Raw genomic sequence first — 14,828 nt, 5'->3', positions numbered from 1 at the left:
TCTCCAGTTCAACCTTCGCGGGCATCGAGGGACTGAACCGGGAAAAGTTCAAGAACACCGGCCAAAATGGGTATGCCTGGCCCATCCACAGGCACGAAGAGCCGGAGCTTCCAGGCAATGATTTCCGAGAAGAGGCCAAGGGCTTTCAGCCGGTCCTTCTCGGACGCCGGGAAGCCCGAGAGCTCGATCCGCTGCACGCCCATGACCCGGGCGCGGTGAAGCTCCATGCCGCCCCGAAGGACGGCGCGGGTCTTGCCCGCGAGGAGGAGAGCGTGGAGATCGGCGGCCGCGATCTTGGGTGCCGCGCCTCGGGCGAGCTTGCTCGCCACCCAAGCGGGTGAGACCTTGCGGCCGATGAGCCGTTCCCCGGCATCGGTCTGCAGGCGATAGACCCGGGTCTCGTCGGGGGGCAGCTCTTTCCAGATGGGGAGGAGCAGGCCCGAGACGAGGTGGAGCGTGGTCTCAGAAGTCTCCGGGATCTCGGAAAGCTCCGCCTCCCAGGCGGCGGCGAAAGCGGCGCGGTCAGCCTCGAGCCAATGGCTCTCCTCCATCGCACGCGTGGGCAGCGTGACCCGCTCCATCGGGCGGATCAGTCGGACGCGCGGCTCGATCGTGCCATCGTCGAGCATCAGGCTTGCTGCCCCGATCTGCACCGCCGCCCGGCCGGAGCGGGCGTTGACCAGAAGCCGGGCCTTGGGCTCGGCAAACCAGCTCAACGCCTCGGCGAGCGGGGTCGGCGCATTGCGGCGGGTTTCCGCGATGGTGATGAGCTCGGTCTCGGCGCCCGAGCCCGGGTGGCGGTGGATCACCTGGCGGCTCGTGACGCGGAAGCTCTCGGCACGGAGCGTCTCGAGGCCGAGGTCATAGACCCCGGCGGCCTTGGCCCCCTCGATGCGGGCGTCGAGGAGATCCTCGAAAGCCCCGAACAGCACTGCCTGCATGTCGAGCGTCAGGGCGAGCAGGCGATTCAGGAACGTCGTGATGGGCGGCAGCTCATCCTTCAGCCCGTTGTCATCGGTCAGGCTGAGGCCCGTGGCCTCCTCGAAGGCACCGAGCGAGCAGCCCGGCAGATCGCCGCGATGGATGCGGCGGTAAAGCTGGCGGAGCGCATCGCGGGCGTAAGGACTCTCGAGGTTGTCCTCGGGGCGAAAGAGACCCTGCCCCCCGGTCTGGCGCTGACCGCGTGTGATGGCGCCCAAAGTGTCGAGCCGCCGGGCGATGGTGGAGAGAAACCGTTTCTCCGCCTTCACATCCGTGGCCACGGGCCGAAAGAGCGGCGGTTGCGCCTGGTTGGTGCGGTTGGTCCGCCCCAGGCCTTGGATCGCCGCATCGGCCTTCCAGCCCGGCTCGAGGAGGTAGTGGACGCGCAGGCGCTGGTTGTTGGCCCTGAGATCGGCGTGGTAGCTCCGCCCCGTGCCGCCGGCATCGGAGAAGATCAGGATGCGCTTGGCGTCATCCATGAAGGCGGCGGTCTCGGCGAGATTGGCCGAGGCCGAGCGCGTCTCGACGACGAGGCGGGCAGCCCCGCCCTCGCCCTTGCGGATGATGCGCCGCGAGCGGCCGGTGACCTCGGCCACTTGCTCCACCCCGAAGTGCTGCACGACCTGGTCCAGCGCCCCGGGCACTGGCGGCAGGGAGGCCAGGTGTTCGATCAGCGCATCGCGGCGGCGGACCGCCTCGCGGCACTCGACCGGCTGACCTTCCCGCGTGACGGGTCGCGAGGAGAGATTGCCCTCGCCATCGGTGAAGGGCTCGTAGAGCTGCACCGGGAAGGAATGCTGGAGGTAGTCCAGACAGGCCTCCCTCGGCGTGATGTCGATCCGGCAATCGCCCCAATCCTCGGTCGGGATCTCCGAGAGCCGCCGTTCCATCAGCGCCTCGCCGGTCGAGACGATCTGGATCACCGCAGCATGGCCCGCCGCGAGATCGGCCTCGACGGCGGCGATCAGCGTGGGCGTCTTCATCCCCGTCAGAAGATGGCCGAAAAAGCGCTGCTTGGCGGATTCAAAGGCCGAGCGCGCGGCGGACTTCGCCTGCGCGTTCAGCGTGCCAGAAGAACCGGTCACATTGGCGGCCTCCAGAGCCGCCGTCAGGTTGCGATGGATGATGGAAAACGCCCCAGCATAGGCATCATAGATGTCGCGCTGCTCGGGCGTCAGCACATGCTCCAGCATCTCATATTCGACACCGTCGTAGGAGAGCGAGCGCGCCGTGTAGAGGCCGAGCGCCCGGAGGTCACGGGCCAGCACCTCCATGGCCGCGACCCCGCCCGCCTCGATGGCCTGGACGAACTCGCTCCGGGTCGCGAAAGGAAAGTCCCTTCCGCCCCAGAGGCCGAGCCTCTGCGCATAGGCAAGGTTGTGGACCGTCGTGGCCCCGGTGGCCGAGACATAGACCACGCGGGCATTGGGCAGCTTGTGCTGAAGGCGCAGGCCCGCCCTGCCCTGCTGCGAGGCTTCCGTGTCGCCTCGCTCGCCCTTGCCGCCTGCGGCATTGGCCATGGCGTGGCTTTCGTCGAAGAGGATGACACCGTCGAAGTCGGCCCCGAGCCACGCGACGATCTGATCGACGCGAGAGGCCTTGCCGCCGCGCTCCTCGGAGCGCAACGTCGCATAGGTTGTGAAGAGGATCCCCTCGGTGAGCGGGATCACCCGACCTTGGGCAAAGCGCGACAGGGGCGTGACCTGCAGCCACTCCTGCCCCAGGGCCGCCCAGTCGCGCTGCGCATCCTCGAGGAGCTTGTCGCTCTTGGAAATCCAGAGCGCCTTGCGGCGGCCCTGGCACCAGTTGTCCAGAAGGATCCCTGCCGACTGGCGGCCCTTCCCCGCCCCCGTGCCATCACCGAGGGAGAAGCCTCGGCGGAACTGGACGGCATTCGCCGCCTCCTCCGGCGCGGCAAAGACCAGGTCGCCGGTCTCATCGACCGTCCAGCAGCCCGCGAGATGTGCGCCATGGGCTTCGCCGGCGTAGATCACGGTCTCGAACTGGGCGTCCGACAGCAGTCCGTCCCGCAAGACCGCGGCGGGCAGGCGCGGGCGATAGCTTGGCCGAGGCGGAGTGACCGAGGCCATGGCGGCGGACTGCACCAGCTTGGTCGGGTGCGGGGCTGCCCAGGGGATCGCGATCGACTGCAGCCTGAACGGCTCGTAGATCGCATCGATCAAGTGTGTCGGGGCGGTGCCAGCCGATGCATCGGCCGGTGTGTCGGCATCAGTCTGGGTGCTGGTCGGATCGACGGAACCTGGGGCGCCAGAGGCCCCGGACGGCACAGTGGCACCGCCATCGGCTTCGGTGCCACCGATGAGGGTGTAGGCGAGTTCGAGGATCTCGGCGTCGTGAGGGCGCGAAGCGCTCGCTGCCCAAGGGGCGGCGGCGTGGCCCTGGGGTGCAGACCGGGTAGCGGTCGGCGTGGGGGTCACGCGCGACGCCGGGGCATTGGCACATAAGGAAGGGATGGGAAGTCCCGAGAATGAGGGTCGAGTGGCGAGGGCAACGCCCACCTCCAGGTCAAGGCGCGAGGGGACCTCGGAGAGGATCCGCGACAGGAGGTGTGCCACATCCTGCGACATCGGCTGTGCCAGGTCGGCAGTGACATCGCCCTGCCCACCGCCGAGCGGCTTGTCGAAGACGGAAAGCCTGGTCTCGAAAATGGTGCCGTGCTTGGCGAAGGCGCCGCCTGCAATGGCGCCCGTAAAGACCAACGTCGCGGTCTCGGTCAGACGGGCGAAGCTCTCGGACCAGGCGGGCGCATCGGGCGCAAAGCCCGCGCCGGTGATGGCGACCAACCGACCGCCGGGAGCGAGGCGGGCAAGAGCCGACCTCAGATGACGTGCAGTCGCCTCGGTGTTCCGGCCCTCCACATGGACCGTCGCCGAAAACGGCGGGTTCATCAGGATCACGCTCGGGCGAAGTCCGGCGTCGAGATGATCATCGATCTGTGCCGCGTCGAAGCGCGTGACCGGGATCCTCGGGAAGAGGCGCTGCAGGAGATCGGCCCGGGTCTCGGCCAGCTCGTTTAGCGCGAACCGGGCGCACGAGATCTCGACGAGGATGGCGAGAAGACCGGTGCCCGCCGAAGGCTCGAGGACCAGGTCGCGGGGCGTGAGCTGTGCGGCCGTCAGCGCCGCGAGACCCAAGGGCAGAGGCGTCGAGAACTGCTGGAAGCGCTCCATCTCCTCGGACCGGCGCGTGTGCGTCGGCAGGAGGTCGGAGACGCGCGCCAGGATGGGCAGGAGCGCGGCGGGCGATCCGGCCCGGGCCAGGAGTGCCCGGCCGAACTTCCGCAGGAAGAGGACCAGCGCCGCCTCGCAGGCCTCGTAGGCCAGTTTCCAATCCCAGGCGGCCGAGGCGTCGGAGCCGCCAAAGGCGCGCTCCATCTCGGCGCGCAGCAGGCCAGTGTCGATCCGCTGTCCCGCGACCAGCCCGGGCTGCAGAGCTTCGGCGACGGTCAAGATCGGGGCGGCGGTGGAGGCAGGTGCGAGAGGCACCGCAGGCGGCGGAGCCAGCACGGCAGGCGAGTGGAAGGTCATCAGGGATCTCCGGGATGAGGACAGGATCACGCCTGGCCGGATCCCTCTCTCGGCATCCCTCCAGGCTCACCCTGACCCGCCACCGCTCTCCCTCTCGGGCCTGCCCTGGGCGCCTCAGCGGCAAGAGCAGCGCCAGATCGGCAAGGGGGGCAAGCCCCCTCACCTTGCATTTGTTCCGTTTTTGTTCTATATCTGAGAGCCTAGCCGAGAAGGGAGATTCCCGATGGAAGACACCGCCTTTGCCCTCCCCGCGACTGCGAAGCAGATCGCTTACGCCCGATCGCTCGCCCTGAAGAACCAGACCCTCCTCCCCTGGGAGGTCCAGCAAGACCGCCGCTCCCTCAGCGCCTGGATCGACGGTCAGGCCCGCCTGAAACCGGTCTCAGACCTCGACCGCCTGCCCTCCTCGAAGCAGGTCGCCTTCGCAGAGCGCCTCGCTCGGATCAAGCGACGCGCCGTCCCGGAGGAATGCTTCCGCGACAAGGGGCTCATGTCGAAGTGGATCGACGGGAACAGGTGAGCTACATGCCCCGAGCGTGCAGTTCTCTAATCACCGGGCCAAACCCCCCCGAAACCGCAATGGTTTTGTCATGGGTTTTTGTCCAGCCTGAGCCTTTGAACCATGGCAGGGCTGACGGGACACAAACGACCCTTTTCGGAAAAGGGTCGTATGGGTGCACCTCAAGTTATCTTCGATAGCCTTGCCCCCTTTCTTGCACCAAGGACTGTTGCCCGCATGGGTGGAGACTGCCCTGGCAGGCTCCAGTCCGCAGGACCAAGGCCCGGTCCCGGCGGCACGCTGGGAGGTGCCCGAACCGTCCGTCAGCACCTACGGCGACCCGTCAGTCAACTTGGAACCCCGCTTCTCTGGGTCGCGCTCTGCTTAAGGCTGCCCATCACACTCTTTGAAAATCTTTAACTTAGAGCGTCTTTGACGCTGAGAAGCCACACTCATCAAAGAAACCAGTAGCCTTTACTTTAGAAATACGCCAATTTAGGCGCTATGGACGCCGCAAGATCAAAGAATCTGAAGAAGCTGCTCGATGCCGTACCCGCCGGCTACCTGGTTGATGCTGTCTGGCTCGTCTCGCAAGGCTTCGCCTATGAGAGTTTCCGCGACTATGTCAAACGCGGCTGGCTGGAGCGTATCAACCGTGGCGTCTTCCGCAGGCCGATCCCAAACGCCCTACCTTCGAACAGTATCGACTGGAAGACCTGCATCCTGTCCATGCAGCACATCTTGGGCTACGATATGCATATTGGTGGAACGACAGCGCTCGGCCTGCAAGGACATGCCCATTACCTGCGCCTCGGTGAGAATGCCCCGGTTTGGGTCTATGGGGACAAGATCCCGAACTGGCTGGCGAAACTGCCGACGGATGCCCAGATCAACATCCGCCCCCGCTCCTTGTTCGCCGACCCTAAGCTGGGCGTGACCCAAGGCAATGGAAAGGGCCTGCCGTGGGATTGGGGTCTGACCCTCTCGACTCCAGAGCGCGCGATCCTGGAAGCCATGGACGAACTGCCCGACCATGAAAGCTTCCACGCGCTCGACATGGCCTTCGAGAGCCTGACAACCCTGCGTCCGAGACTGCTATCCAACCTCTTGCAGTCCTGCCGGAAGATCAAGGTCAAGCGCCTGTTCTTCGTCTTCGCCGATCGCCACGAGCATCCCTGGCGCAAGCGAATCGACCCCGAGGCCTTCGACCTCGGGAGCGGGGACCGGGCTCTGGTCCCGGGCGGCAGGATTCACCCGCGTTATCGGATCATGGTGCCGCAAGATTTCGTGAAAGCGGAGGCCGAAAGTGGCGCGTGAGACCTATGAAGCCCAGGTTGCGCTCCTGGTGCGCGTCCTTCCCCATGTCGCGGGCGAGAAGGTCTTTGCGCTCAAGGGCGGGACGGCCATCAACCTGTTTTACCGCGACTTGCCGCGGTTGTCGGTCGATATCGACCTGACCTACCTGCCCATCAAGGACCGTGCCGAGAGCCTGGACGAGATCAACGCCGCGATGGACCGCATCGCGGCGGCCATCGAGGTCGGCATCCCTGGCGCGAAGTCCCTGCGCATCCAAGGGGGCGGCGGCGGAGCCACGCGGCTCCTCGCGCGTCTCGGCAACGCTGAGATCAAGATCGAAACCTCGCCCGTGACCCGGGGCGTGGTCCACGAACCCGAGGTCAGGGCCATCTCGGCCGCCGTGGAAGATGCCTATGGCTATGCCGAATTGCAGATCGTCTCCTTCGAGGATCTATTCGCTGGAAAGCTCCATGCCGCCCTGGACAGACAGCACCCCCGAGACCTCTACGACGTCACGCTCCTTTACGAAAACGAGGGCCTGACACAGGACCTGTTCCGCACCTTCCTGATCTATGTCGCCAGCTCGCCGCGTCCGGCGCACGAGCTGCTCGACCCCAACATGATCGACCTCACGCAACCCTATGCGCGGGAGTTCGAGGGTATGACCCGGACGCCGGTCCTCCTCGACACATTGCTGGCAACGCGCCTGAAGTTGGTCGCAGATCTGCAATCGCGGCTCGACGACAAGGCCAAGCGATTCCTTCTGACGTTGCAAGACGGAGCGCCTGACTTTGCCGCCATCGACCGGCCGCAAGCCGCTGACCTGCCGGCCGTGAAGTGGAAACTCCTCAACCTGAACAAGCTGAAGCGCGAAAATCCCGAAAAACACACCGCGCAGCGAGACGCATTAGTGAAGCTCCTCGGCTGAGACACGCCCCTCCCCAAGAGGGAGGGGCACAGGCCTCCTCAGTCGATGGCTTTGAAGATTTCGCGGGCCTCGGGATGATCTCCAGCGAAGGCGCAGAGCCGCAGGTAGGCCTCCGCAAGGATGTCAGCCTCGTGCTGGAACGAGAGGTGGGATAGGGCGAAGAGCGTGACGATGATCCCGGCAGCCTCGGCACTGACCTCTCCCTGATAGCCGTTGGTCTCGCAGGAGATACGGAAGCGCTTGTCGGTGGCGGGCGAAAGGAAGAGGGGCAAGCCGTTCTGCTCGTGAAAATGCCAGAGGCCCCCGGCGTAGTCCTGAGGCGAGAGCCAAGACATGAGGTTGTAGACGGTCTGCTCGCCCTTGAGCATCAGCCTGCGCCCGAAGAGTTCGGGCAGGAAGTCCATGCGGCTGGCTTCGGGGACAAGGGTGGCGGTGGCGGACAAGGTCGCAAGGTCGGTCATCGGGTGACCTCCGGATTGGGGGGATGGGACGCGCGGCTGCGGCTCTCTCGACCCGCCCACAAGTCTCCCGTCCCCCACCTTTCTCAGCCTCTCTCGATGACTGAGGATCGCAGGCAGTGGGCTGGCCGGATTGACGCAAGCCACCCGCACATGCCGGAAACTGAGGGGTGGCCACTACCCGCGGTCCCGCCATCCGATGAAACTCGACGGACCGTCATAGGCGGCATGGCGGCTCTCATCGATGACGAAGCCGAAAGGTCCGACCTTGTACTCCTTGGATGGGACTAGGAAGCGACGCTCCTGGGCGGAAGGGTCACACTGCCCCCCGAGCGTGGCGACGACTTCCGTGAAGCCCGGGTGGGGATCGGAATAGATCGCCGAGATCACGACCCAGTCCTTGGCGTGATCCTGGGCGAAACACTCCGCGTCGCGGGTGCGGGACTCGCCCGGAAGCAGCGCCCGGCCGTGGATCGCCTCCCAGGCATCGGGCCGACTGTGGCGCAGGGTCTTCTCGGCCTGCTTCCGCTCGAGGGTGGTGAAGATCTCGGGCCAGGCAGTGGCTACGGCCGCCCAGGCGGCATCCTCCTCGTAGAAGCCCGCGAGGCTGCAAGAGTGGAGATGCACCTTTGCGTTGCGCTCGGGCGAAAGATGGAAGCCGACATGGCCGGAAGTCGTGTGGAAGACGACGCCCTCTCCGTAGTGGGTCGCGCCCTGCGACGGTCCCCAGGGCGTGCTGGCCGAGGAGCGGGTTTCGCGCCGAGCAAGCGTGGCGACTTCGGCTTGCTGCTCGGCCTGCTCCTGCACCAGCGCACGGAAAGCAGTCTCGTCGGCCACGTCCCCGCCGTGACCGTAGAAGTCCGAACGGGTCCAATCCGCCAGGGGCTTGGAGAGCCTCCACCCGCTGCCGAGGAAAAAGCCCCCATGGCGTTTCGGGATCATGGCGAAGGCGGCATCGCCGAGCCGGGCGACCGTCAGACCATCTGAGCTCTGGCCGAATTCTGGGGCGGGGAGGGAGGCGCAAGGCGGAACCGTGAGGTTCATTGGACCGGCGCCTCCACCGCGTCGAAATCAGCGCCGTCCAAGGCTGCCGCCAGCCACTCATGGGTGCTGACCCAGCCGATGCTCTTGCGGGCGCCAAGATCGATGACATGGGCGCCACCGCCGAAGGCCTCGAGCCGGGGGCGAGAACAGGTCAGAGCGTAGCTGAAGCCCCAGAGGCCCGTCAGGTCGATCTCGGAGGCCAAACGCAAGACGAAGGCGATGAGCCCTTCGACATCGCCCTGACTGTCGTCGTGGAACCAGAGGACCGAGGTGCCCGGCCCATCCTGAAGCGCCAGGGCAAAGCCGCCGTGTTCCGGATGACCGGATGCCTCGTCCTCCGCGCGAAGGCGGGCATGCAGGTCGAGGGCTCGGGCGGCCTTCTCCGGGGAACCTACGTCGAGTGCGCAAGAAAAATGGGTGTAGTAGTCAGCCATGATGGGCTCCTTTCGAGTGGGGAGGATGCTCGGGCCAGATAGCCAGAGGTCGGGATGAGCGAGCTGGATCGCTGCAGGGGCGTGCGTCATTGCGCTTCGGTGCAAAGGCACCGCCGGGCTGCAGAGCGCGCCTCATCATGTGCCTGCAACAGCTCGCGGTAGTAGCGCTTGCGCGCAGCGCGCCAGCTGCGGATGGCAAGCGTGTCGGGGTGAAGCCGCCGGATCGCCGTGCGCAGAACCGTCAGGTTCGACGCCTCGGGCGGGAGACCGAGATCCTTGTAGATCCGGCTCATGTCAGAGACCCCCTCGACCGGCGACGTCGGCCTCGGCCGAGGTCTCGTTGATGTCGAGCTGAACGGTGCGCGCCTTGGCGTCGAAGCAGAACTTGCCCTCGGCGCCGCCGGGGAGGATCTTCCGCAGGGTCGGATCGCCAAGGAGATCGAGGACGATCTGCTCGACGACCTCGACGAGGCTGAGGTCGCGCCATTCGACCTCCGGCGCATCCCAGGTCAGGGCAGCGTAGCGGAGTCGGGTCTCGGGAAGCTCGACCGGATGCGGCCCGGCCCAGGGCGCGATGCTGTCGATCCGGGCGGCGGGGCAGAGCCCGGTGAAGACCACTGTCAGGTGGGAGATGCCGGCCTCGGCCAAAGCCTCGAAGAGGCGGGCCTGGTTGACCGGGCGCATGGCTTCGATCCGAGCCTGCTGGTTGACGCGCACCCCGAGAAGCGAGGCAAGGCGGAAGCGCGGCGCCAGCGGCGCACGGAGTGTGGCTTGGTTGGGAACCATCTGGGATCTCCGGAATGGGATGATTGGGGGGAAGCCCCAGGCGGCGGCGAGCGCAACTCGCTCTCTCCATCTCGCCTGAGGGCCATCTCCCCCTGCCCTCCTCGACCTCTCGTCTCAGGCGGCGAGGTCCAGTGCTCGGGCGGCGAAGCTCCGCCACAGAGGATCGACCAGTCGGGCCTCGAGGAGTTCGGCGCGGTGGCGAAGACGGGTGGCCAGGCCGGCCTCGTGCCAGTCGAGCGCCCGGCGGGCCTCGGCGCGCAACTGGCTCGCCTCCATCACCACGCCCCGTGCATCGACTGCGGAACGGACCGGGTGGCACCAGGCGACGGCACCGTCGCTGGCGGAGCCCGCGAGGACCAGCCGCTCATCGCGGTCGAGAATGGCGAGCATCTGCGGAGCGGCGCCGTGGTTCAGGTCCTCAGCGTGGGTGATGGCGGCAGCCATGGCCTCGCTCAGCGTCGCAGCGCGGGCGAGGATCACCGGGCGGGCCTCGCCGGAGGCGACGCGCTGACGCTCGGGCGCAGCGGTCAAAGCGAAGGGCAAGCCGAGATCGGGCACCAGCCCCGGCAGGGGCGGCAGCGCAGTGCTGGGGCGGGACGCAGAGAAGGACAGGTCGAGCATGGGGATCACCTCCGACGGCGCGGGGGCCTCTCCCCTCGCTTCAGCCGTCAAAGGCCAAACCGCCGCCCTCTTCCTCGAAGGGGCAGCGGCGGGCGGAAGCAGCGCAAGCGAAGGAGTCCGGAGGCGGGGCAAACCCAGGTGGCCGCGCGGAACCGTGCGGCAGGTACTACGCCCCGTGAAGCTGGCGGATCTTGCGGCACCGTCAGGCGCCCGCTGGGGCTTCAAACCTTCCCAGGGCCGCGCGGCCAGACTTCAATCAAGTGCAGCGGGGGCCAAAAATGTCCCGGCCCAGAATGTCCTTAGGGTTGACACCCTCGAGCCGGATCGTTTTGTCCTTGATATCCTCGGAGGATCAATGCCCAAGACCCATGTGATCGCCATCGATGATCACCCGCGAGTGAAGTCGCGGATGGAGTTCGATATCGACTTCGAGACCGGCGAAATCAGCGGACTTCAAGTGGAAGGGCTCAATCCTGAGTACGCGGATCGGGAGCGTCGGGACCTCGCAACTCGGGATATGGCGTACTTTCCCTGGCAACAGGCATATCCAACCCCTGAACCCTTCCGTAGACCCAAGTCCCTCGCTTGGCTCCTCCTTTCTCGTGGCTGGGTCCTTCAGGGAGACCTGTCACGCATTCACCCGCCAAAGCCCGGCCGCCTGCCACCTGGTGCGATCTCCTGACCTGGCAGCGGGAGAAATTGTTGCCGTGGCGGTCATGCTCCGCGGCATGTAATCCAGTCTCGAAGACATTGCACGCTCCTCGAGGGCGCTCCGGGAACGTTCGGGCACCACCTGAATGCTCACATCTTCCCCAGGCCGCGCAACGAGATTTCGGTGCCCGCGCCGACGATGATGTGGTCGTGCAGCGTCAGGCCGAGGTAGCGGCAGCCCTTTTGGATCTCCTTGGTCATGGCGAGATCAGCCTCTGAAGGGGTCGGGTCGCCTGACGGGTGGTTGTGCACGAGGATCAGAGCCGAGGCGTTCAGAATCAGCGCCCGCTTCATCACCTCACGCGGATAGACCGGGACATGATCCACGGTGCCGACCGCCATCCGCTCGTCAGAGATCAGCCGGTTCTTGCGGTCGAGGTAGAGGACGTGGAAGCGCTCCTCCTCGCCCCTCACGCTGAGGGCACAATAGTCGCAGACGGCGGACCAGGAGGTCAGCGCCGGGTTCCGGTTCAAATAGCGGCCGAGGACCTCGCGGGCCTCGAGGATCAGGGTTTCTTCCTGGGGGGTCATGGGGAGATGCTTTCGTGCTTTAGGAGGCCGTACCCTCGCCGATCCGCTCTGGGCGGATGACGAGGGAGAAGCCCGGGAGGGGGAGGAAGGATCAAGGGCGTGCCGAAGCCCCCTGCCCCGCCGAAGGTGGCAGGGGGGTCAACGGCGCGGCCAGAACGGTGCGTCAGCCGACGCGGTCGAGGAGCTTCTTGGCCCGGCCCTCCATGTCGAGCCGCGCGTCCTGCTGGGTCTTGTCCCGCGCCAGCCGCGTGATGCCCTGGACGAAGTCGAAGACGGACTCTGGAGGGTGCCCCTCATCGACCAGCACCGCATCCATGATCTTGCCGGTCTCGGCCTTGGAGAAGCCGCGCTTCCGGAGGAAGTCGTCGCGCTCCTCATCGGTCCGCGCCACGATCTGTTGCCGCGCCGCCTTGATCCCGTTCACGAAGCTCTGCGCCGAGGAATTGGCAAAGCGCGTCAGGGCAGGCGCGGCTTCATGCGCGAAGCGAGAGGCCGCATACTTCGAGTGGCGGATCGAGATCTCTTGGAAATCCTCGACGCCCCAGAGGTTGCGGTTCTGGCAGACGGCACGCAGGTAGAAGCTGGCGATCCCGAGCGTTTTCGCGCCGACCTCCGAATTCCAGCAGTAAAACCCCCGGAAGAAGAGGTCCGGCGAGCCATCGGCCAGCCGCCCCGCCTCGATCGGGTTGTGGTCATCGACCAAGAAGAGGAAGACGTCCCGGTCCGAGGCATAAAGCGTCGTCGTATCCCGACTGATCTCGACATCGGGGTTGTAGACCCCGGTCGACCAGTCGAGCACGCCCGGCACCTTCCAGCGCGTGTCCCCCGTGCCATTGCCCGCGATCCGCTGCACTGCCTCAACCAGTTCATGGTCATGGATCCGGCCATAATCCGGGCCGGTGACGGCGCGCAGTTCCGTCAGGCCATCCTCGGTCTCGAATGTCTTGATCTGCTCGGCGCGGTGGGTCGAGAGACCGTATTGGAGGTTGATCGCCGCCAGTGGCGCGGGCAGCTGCCGCAGATAGGATGCCGGAGCGCCCACGATGCTGGCGAGCTGACCGAAGGCCCAATGCGTCGGCGCCAAGGGCTCATGGGCCTTCGGCAGAATCAGCTGCATCCGCTCGGCATTGTCGCGCGTCGCCTCCACGCGGATATCGGCGGTCTCAACCACACGCGACCGGCTGCGCTCCGAGCGGCCCTTCACCGAGGCGTAGAGGCTGTCGAGCGAGAGATACCGCTCGTCATCCGGTCGGTTGAACCATTCGGACGAGACCCGCCCGTTCCGCTCGCCTTGGCTCACGTCGACCTTCCAGCCGCCCTTCGTCCCGCGAACCGGATCCAGAACTTCCACAACGCCCATGCGTCACCCTCCGCGACGGGCGCCCGGGAGCCACTCTCCCGAACCCTCAACCCGTCACAGGAAATCCAGCCAAACTCGGACTCTCGAACCGAAATCGAGATCCAGTTGAAAAACAACAAGCCGCATAATATAGTGAAGACGCTCTGGGCATGAGCATGGCACTCGCCGTTCCGAAGCTGCTGGCAGCGTTGCCGAAAGTCTCCAGAAGAATCCCATCAACAAGCACTCAGGCTTGATGGGCGGTTGGCGAGTGACGCTCAGCATTTCAAGCCGGGAGACGCTATGTTGATATCTGAAGTTCGCCCGACGACGATCGACGGGGTTAAGCGCTTGGCATCACAGCTGCGGAAGCGGAAGGGGCTCAAGCATTCGGAAGCGCTTGACCACGCTGCAAAGGCGGCTGGGTGCAGCAATTTCGCGCACGCAAGCCGCAGCTTGCCCACCAAGAGATTCTCCTCGAGAGAGTTACTTGTCTTTTTCACCACCTATTGGAGTGACAACGAACGACGTTTCCAATGCGGCCGAGAGACGCTGAGGATCCAACTCACCAGACCGCTCGCCGAGCTTTGCAACAGGCACTTGCTCAAATCCGCTCGCGGGTTTGGGAACCTTCGGATGGTCGCCGAAGACCATTTTGTTTGCGACAGTATTGCACCGTCTCAAGACTACGCACGAGCGGGGCTTTGTACCGCAGCGCGATCCCTGCAATTCATCGAAGCCACCGGCCTGCTGCCTGACCGCAATCCGCGCAAGCTCGAACCCAGAAGTTTGAGCGGTGAGATATTGCCGGGTCGCGATCACGCGACATTTTGGGTCGATCCGTCAAACGGTCAGAGGTTCTTTATTGACGAGCCCTACGAAAGCAGGGCTCTGGAGGCTGAGCGCACCGCTTGGGCCGATTGCCATGGATGGCGGGTCGAAAAGGCTTCCTGGCCGGGCATTTACCGACCATACGAATGTGATCTCTATGTCGCCGTCGACGGTCGCAGTGGTTCCGACATAGACAGCCTTCTCCGCAGCGTCAATTCGATGGCGGACCCTTCAATCACTGAGAACTGGGATGGCGAGTCAACGGCATCTTGGGAAACGTTTGTTAGCCCCATGGCCACGACCGCGCAGGCGAAGCGGCGCGCAAAGTGCAAGGGCATGATTTATCCAGAAGCAAGCCTCAAGACCGTCCCATACAACTTCGCGCGAGGAACATCTCAGCGCCGCCCGATCGGGGAACTTGGGATCAAAGGGCACATTGAAGCGGGGAGGATCATCAAAGCGGCGATCGGATCTGAATTCGCTCCCGCCGCGGGGTACATGCGGCTGGGTTCCCTCCGCGCGGACCTCGAAGATTGGTTCTGCCTTGAAATAGGGCCTGAACAACGTCAGAGACCCGAATTCTTCCAAGTCTATTATGGCGAGACCGACGAAGACAAAGCCTTCCGGCAAACACTGCGCACTCGAGCAGATCTTATCGCCTGGCTCCAATCACTGAAGGGTAAGCTGCTTGAAGCCTACCCCGACTGCGCACCCTTGCGACGCCAGCTCGGGCGTATCGAGATGGCGATGTCAATGATTGAAAAGGCCAATGCCTCAGTGCCTGGTGCTCCCTGAACTCAAGGGGCAGGATTGGGCACTGT

General features: G+C 65.3%; 14 protein-coding genes. 5 read left to right on the top strand and 9 right to left on the bottom strand.

Annotated elements, in window-relative coordinates; translation table 11 throughout:
* Positions 1 to 8: 8 nt before the first annotated feature.
* Positions 9 to 4,529 (bottom strand): bifunctional class I SAM-dependent methyltransferase/DEAD/DEAH box helicase, encoded by a 4,521-nt coding sequence (locus tag GV832_RS16810; RefSeq protein WP_227754492.1) that lies wholly within the window; start codon positions 4,527 to 4,529, stop codon positions 9 to 11.
* 223 nt (positions 4,530 to 4,752) lie between these two features.
* On the opposite strand from GV832_RS16810, the gene GV832_RS16805 reads away from it, so the two are divergent.
* From GV832_RS16805 to GV832_RS16795, 3 genes are all read left to right on the top strand, one after another.
* Positions 4,753 to 5,049 (top strand): hypothetical protein, encoded by a 297-nt coding sequence (locus GV832_RS16805; RefSeq protein ID WP_168776042.1) that lies wholly within the window; start codon positions 4,753 to 4,755, stop codon positions 5,047 to 5,049.
* A gap of 483 nt (positions 5,050 to 5,532) precedes the next feature.
* Positions 5,533 to 6,345 carry a type IV toxin-antitoxin system AbiEi family antitoxin domain-containing protein gene (locus GV832_RS16800; RefSeq protein ID WP_168776041.1) on the top strand — a complete coding sequence of 271 codons (813 nt, stop codon included), beginning with the start codon at positions 5,533 to 5,535 and terminating at the stop codon, positions 6,343 to 6,345.
* Positions 6,335 to 7,252 carry a nucleotidyl transferase AbiEii/AbiGii toxin family protein gene (locus GV832_RS16795; protein ID WP_168776040.1) on the top strand — a complete coding sequence of 306 codons (918 nt, stop codon included), beginning with the start codon at positions 6,335 to 6,337 and terminating at the stop codon, positions 7,250 to 7,252. The genes GV832_RS16800 and GV832_RS16795 overlap by 11 nt, the downstream gene beginning before the upstream one ends.
* A gap of 38 nt (positions 7,253 to 7,290) precedes the next feature.
* Here GV832_RS16795 and GV832_RS16790 read toward each other — a convergent pair whose 3' ends face one another.
* From GV832_RS16790 to GV832_RS16765, 6 genes are all read right to left on the bottom strand, one after another.
* Positions 7,291 to 7,713, bottom strand: coding sequence for an antirestriction protein (locus GV832_RS16790; protein ID WP_168776039.1), 423 nt, complete (start codon positions 7,711 to 7,713; stop codon positions 7,291 to 7,293).
* A gap of 174 nt (positions 7,714 to 7,887) precedes the next feature.
* Entirely contained in the window at positions 7,888 to 8,754 is an 867-nt protein-coding gene (locus tag GV832_RS16785; RefSeq protein ID WP_168776038.1) for a DUF7007 domain-containing protein, read from the bottom strand.
* Positions 8,751 to 9,188 (bottom strand): hypothetical protein, encoded by a 438-nt coding sequence (locus tag GV832_RS16780; RefSeq protein ID WP_168776037.1) that lies wholly within the window; start codon positions 9,186 to 9,188, stop codon positions 8,751 to 8,753. The genes GV832_RS16785 and GV832_RS16780 overlap by 4 nt, the downstream gene beginning before the upstream one ends.
* Positions 9,189 to 9,274: 86 nt before the next feature.
* Positions 9,275 to 9,481 carry a hypothetical protein gene (locus GV832_RS16775; protein WP_168776036.1) on the bottom strand — a complete coding sequence of 69 codons (207 nt, stop codon included), beginning with the start codon at positions 9,479 to 9,481 and terminating at the stop codon, positions 9,275 to 9,277.
* A gap of 1 nt (position 9,482) precedes the next feature.
* Positions 9,483 to 9,974 carry a DUF6878 family protein gene (locus GV832_RS16770; RefSeq protein ID WP_227754491.1) on the bottom strand — a complete coding sequence of 164 codons (492 nt, stop codon included), beginning with the start codon at positions 9,972 to 9,974 and terminating at the stop codon, positions 9,483 to 9,485.
* Between the two features lie 114 nt (positions 9,975 to 10,088).
* Entirely contained in the window at positions 10,089 to 10,595 is a 507-nt protein-coding gene (locus GV832_RS16765; RefSeq protein WP_168776054.1) for a DNA repair protein RadC, read from the bottom strand.
* A 355-nt stretch (positions 10,596 to 10,950) separates the two neighbouring features.
* Between GV832_RS16765 and GV832_RS16760 the strand changes: the two genes are divergently transcribed.
* On the top strand, positions 10,951 to 11,277 hold the full coding sequence (locus GV832_RS16760) for a hypothetical protein (RefSeq protein ID WP_168776035.1): 327 nt from the start codon (positions 10,951 to 10,953) through the stop codon (positions 11,275 to 11,277).
* 119 nt (positions 11,278 to 11,396) lie between these two features.
* Here GV832_RS16760 and GV832_RS16755 read toward each other — a convergent pair whose 3' ends face one another.
* Both GV832_RS16755 and GV832_RS16750 read right to left on the bottom strand, forming a co-directional pair.
* On the bottom strand, positions 11,397 to 11,837 hold the full coding sequence (locus GV832_RS16755; protein WP_168776034.1) for a JAB domain-containing protein: 441 nt from the start codon (positions 11,835 to 11,837) through the stop codon (positions 11,397 to 11,399).
* Positions 11,838 to 12,000: 163 nt separating this feature from the next.
* On the bottom strand, positions 12,001 to 13,197 hold the full coding sequence (locus tag GV832_RS16750; RefSeq protein ID WP_168776033.1) for a DUF932 domain-containing protein: 1,197 nt from the start codon (positions 13,195 to 13,197) through the stop codon (positions 12,001 to 12,003).
* A 615-nt stretch (positions 13,198 to 13,812) separates the two neighbouring features.
* Here GV832_RS16750 and GV832_RS16745 point away from each other — a divergent pair.
* Positions 13,813 to 14,802: a DUF5623 domain-containing protein gene (locus GV832_RS16745; RefSeq protein ID WP_168776032.1), complete on the top strand. Its 990-nt coding sequence runs from the start codon at positions 13,813 to 13,815 to the stop codon at positions 14,800 to 14,802.
* Positions 14,803 to 14,828: the final 26 nt, after the last annotated feature.

Source organism: Stagnihabitans tardus (assembly GCF_009925085.1).
Taxonomy (GTDB): Bacteria; Pseudomonadota; Alphaproteobacteria; order Rhodobacterales; family Rhodobacteraceae; genus Stagnihabitans; species Stagnihabitans tardus.
Note: the sequence above shows the minus strand (reverse complement) of the source record. Positions and strands in the feature narration are given on the sequence as shown.

Excerpts from the sequence above, each read along its gene's own strand:
- GV832_RS16760 (WP_168776035.1), top strand. The coding sequence starts at position 10,951 with ATGCCCAAGACCCATGTGATCGCCATCGATGATCACCCGCGAGTGAAG.
- GV832_RS16745 (WP_168776032.1), top strand. The coding sequence starts at position 13,813 with ATGGTCGCCGAAGACCATTTTGTTTGCGACAGTATTGCACCGTCTCAA.
- GV832_RS16780 (WP_168776037.1), bottom strand. The coding sequence starts at position 9,188 with ATGGCTGACTACTACACCCATTTTTCTTGCGCACTCGACGTAGGTTCC.
- GV832_RS16775 (WP_168776036.1), bottom strand. The coding sequence starts at position 9,481 with ATGAGCCGGATCTACAAGGATCTCGGTCTCCCGCCCGAGGCGTCGAAC.
- GV832_RS16755 (WP_168776034.1), bottom strand. The coding sequence starts at position 11,837 with ATGACCCCCCAGGAAGAAACCCTGATCCTCGAGGCCCGCGAGGTCCTC.
- GV832_RS16750 (WP_168776033.1), bottom strand. The coding sequence starts at position 13,197 with ATGGGCGTTGTGGAAGTTCTGGATCCGGTTCGCGGGACGAAGGGCGGC.
- GV832_RS16805 (WP_168776042.1), top strand. The coding sequence starts at position 4,753 with ATGGAAGACACCGCCTTTGCCCTCCCCGCGACTGCGAAGCAGATCGCT.
- GV832_RS16810 (WP_227754492.1), bottom strand. The coding sequence starts at position 4,529 with ATGACCTTCCACTCGCCTGCCGTGCTGGCTCCGCCGCCTGCGGTGCCT.
- GV832_RS16765 (WP_168776054.1), bottom strand. The coding sequence starts at position 10,595 with ATGCTCGACCTGTCCTTCTCTGCGTCCCGCCCCAGCACTGCGCTGCCG.
- GV832_RS16785 (WP_168776038.1), bottom strand. The coding sequence starts at position 8,754 with ATGAACCTCACGGTTCCGCCTTGCGCCTCCCTCCCCGCCCCAGAATTC.
- GV832_RS16800 (WP_168776041.1), top strand. The coding sequence starts at position 5,533 with ATGGACGCCGCAAGATCAAAGAATCTGAAGAAGCTGCTCGATGCCGTA.
- GV832_RS16770 (WP_227754491.1), bottom strand. The coding sequence starts at position 9,974 with ATGGTTCCCAACCAAGCCACACTCCGTGCGCCGCTGGCGCCGCGCTTC.
- GV832_RS16790 (WP_168776039.1), bottom strand. The coding sequence starts at position 7,713 with ATGACCGACCTTGCGACCTTGTCCGCCACCGCCACCCTTGTCCCCGAA.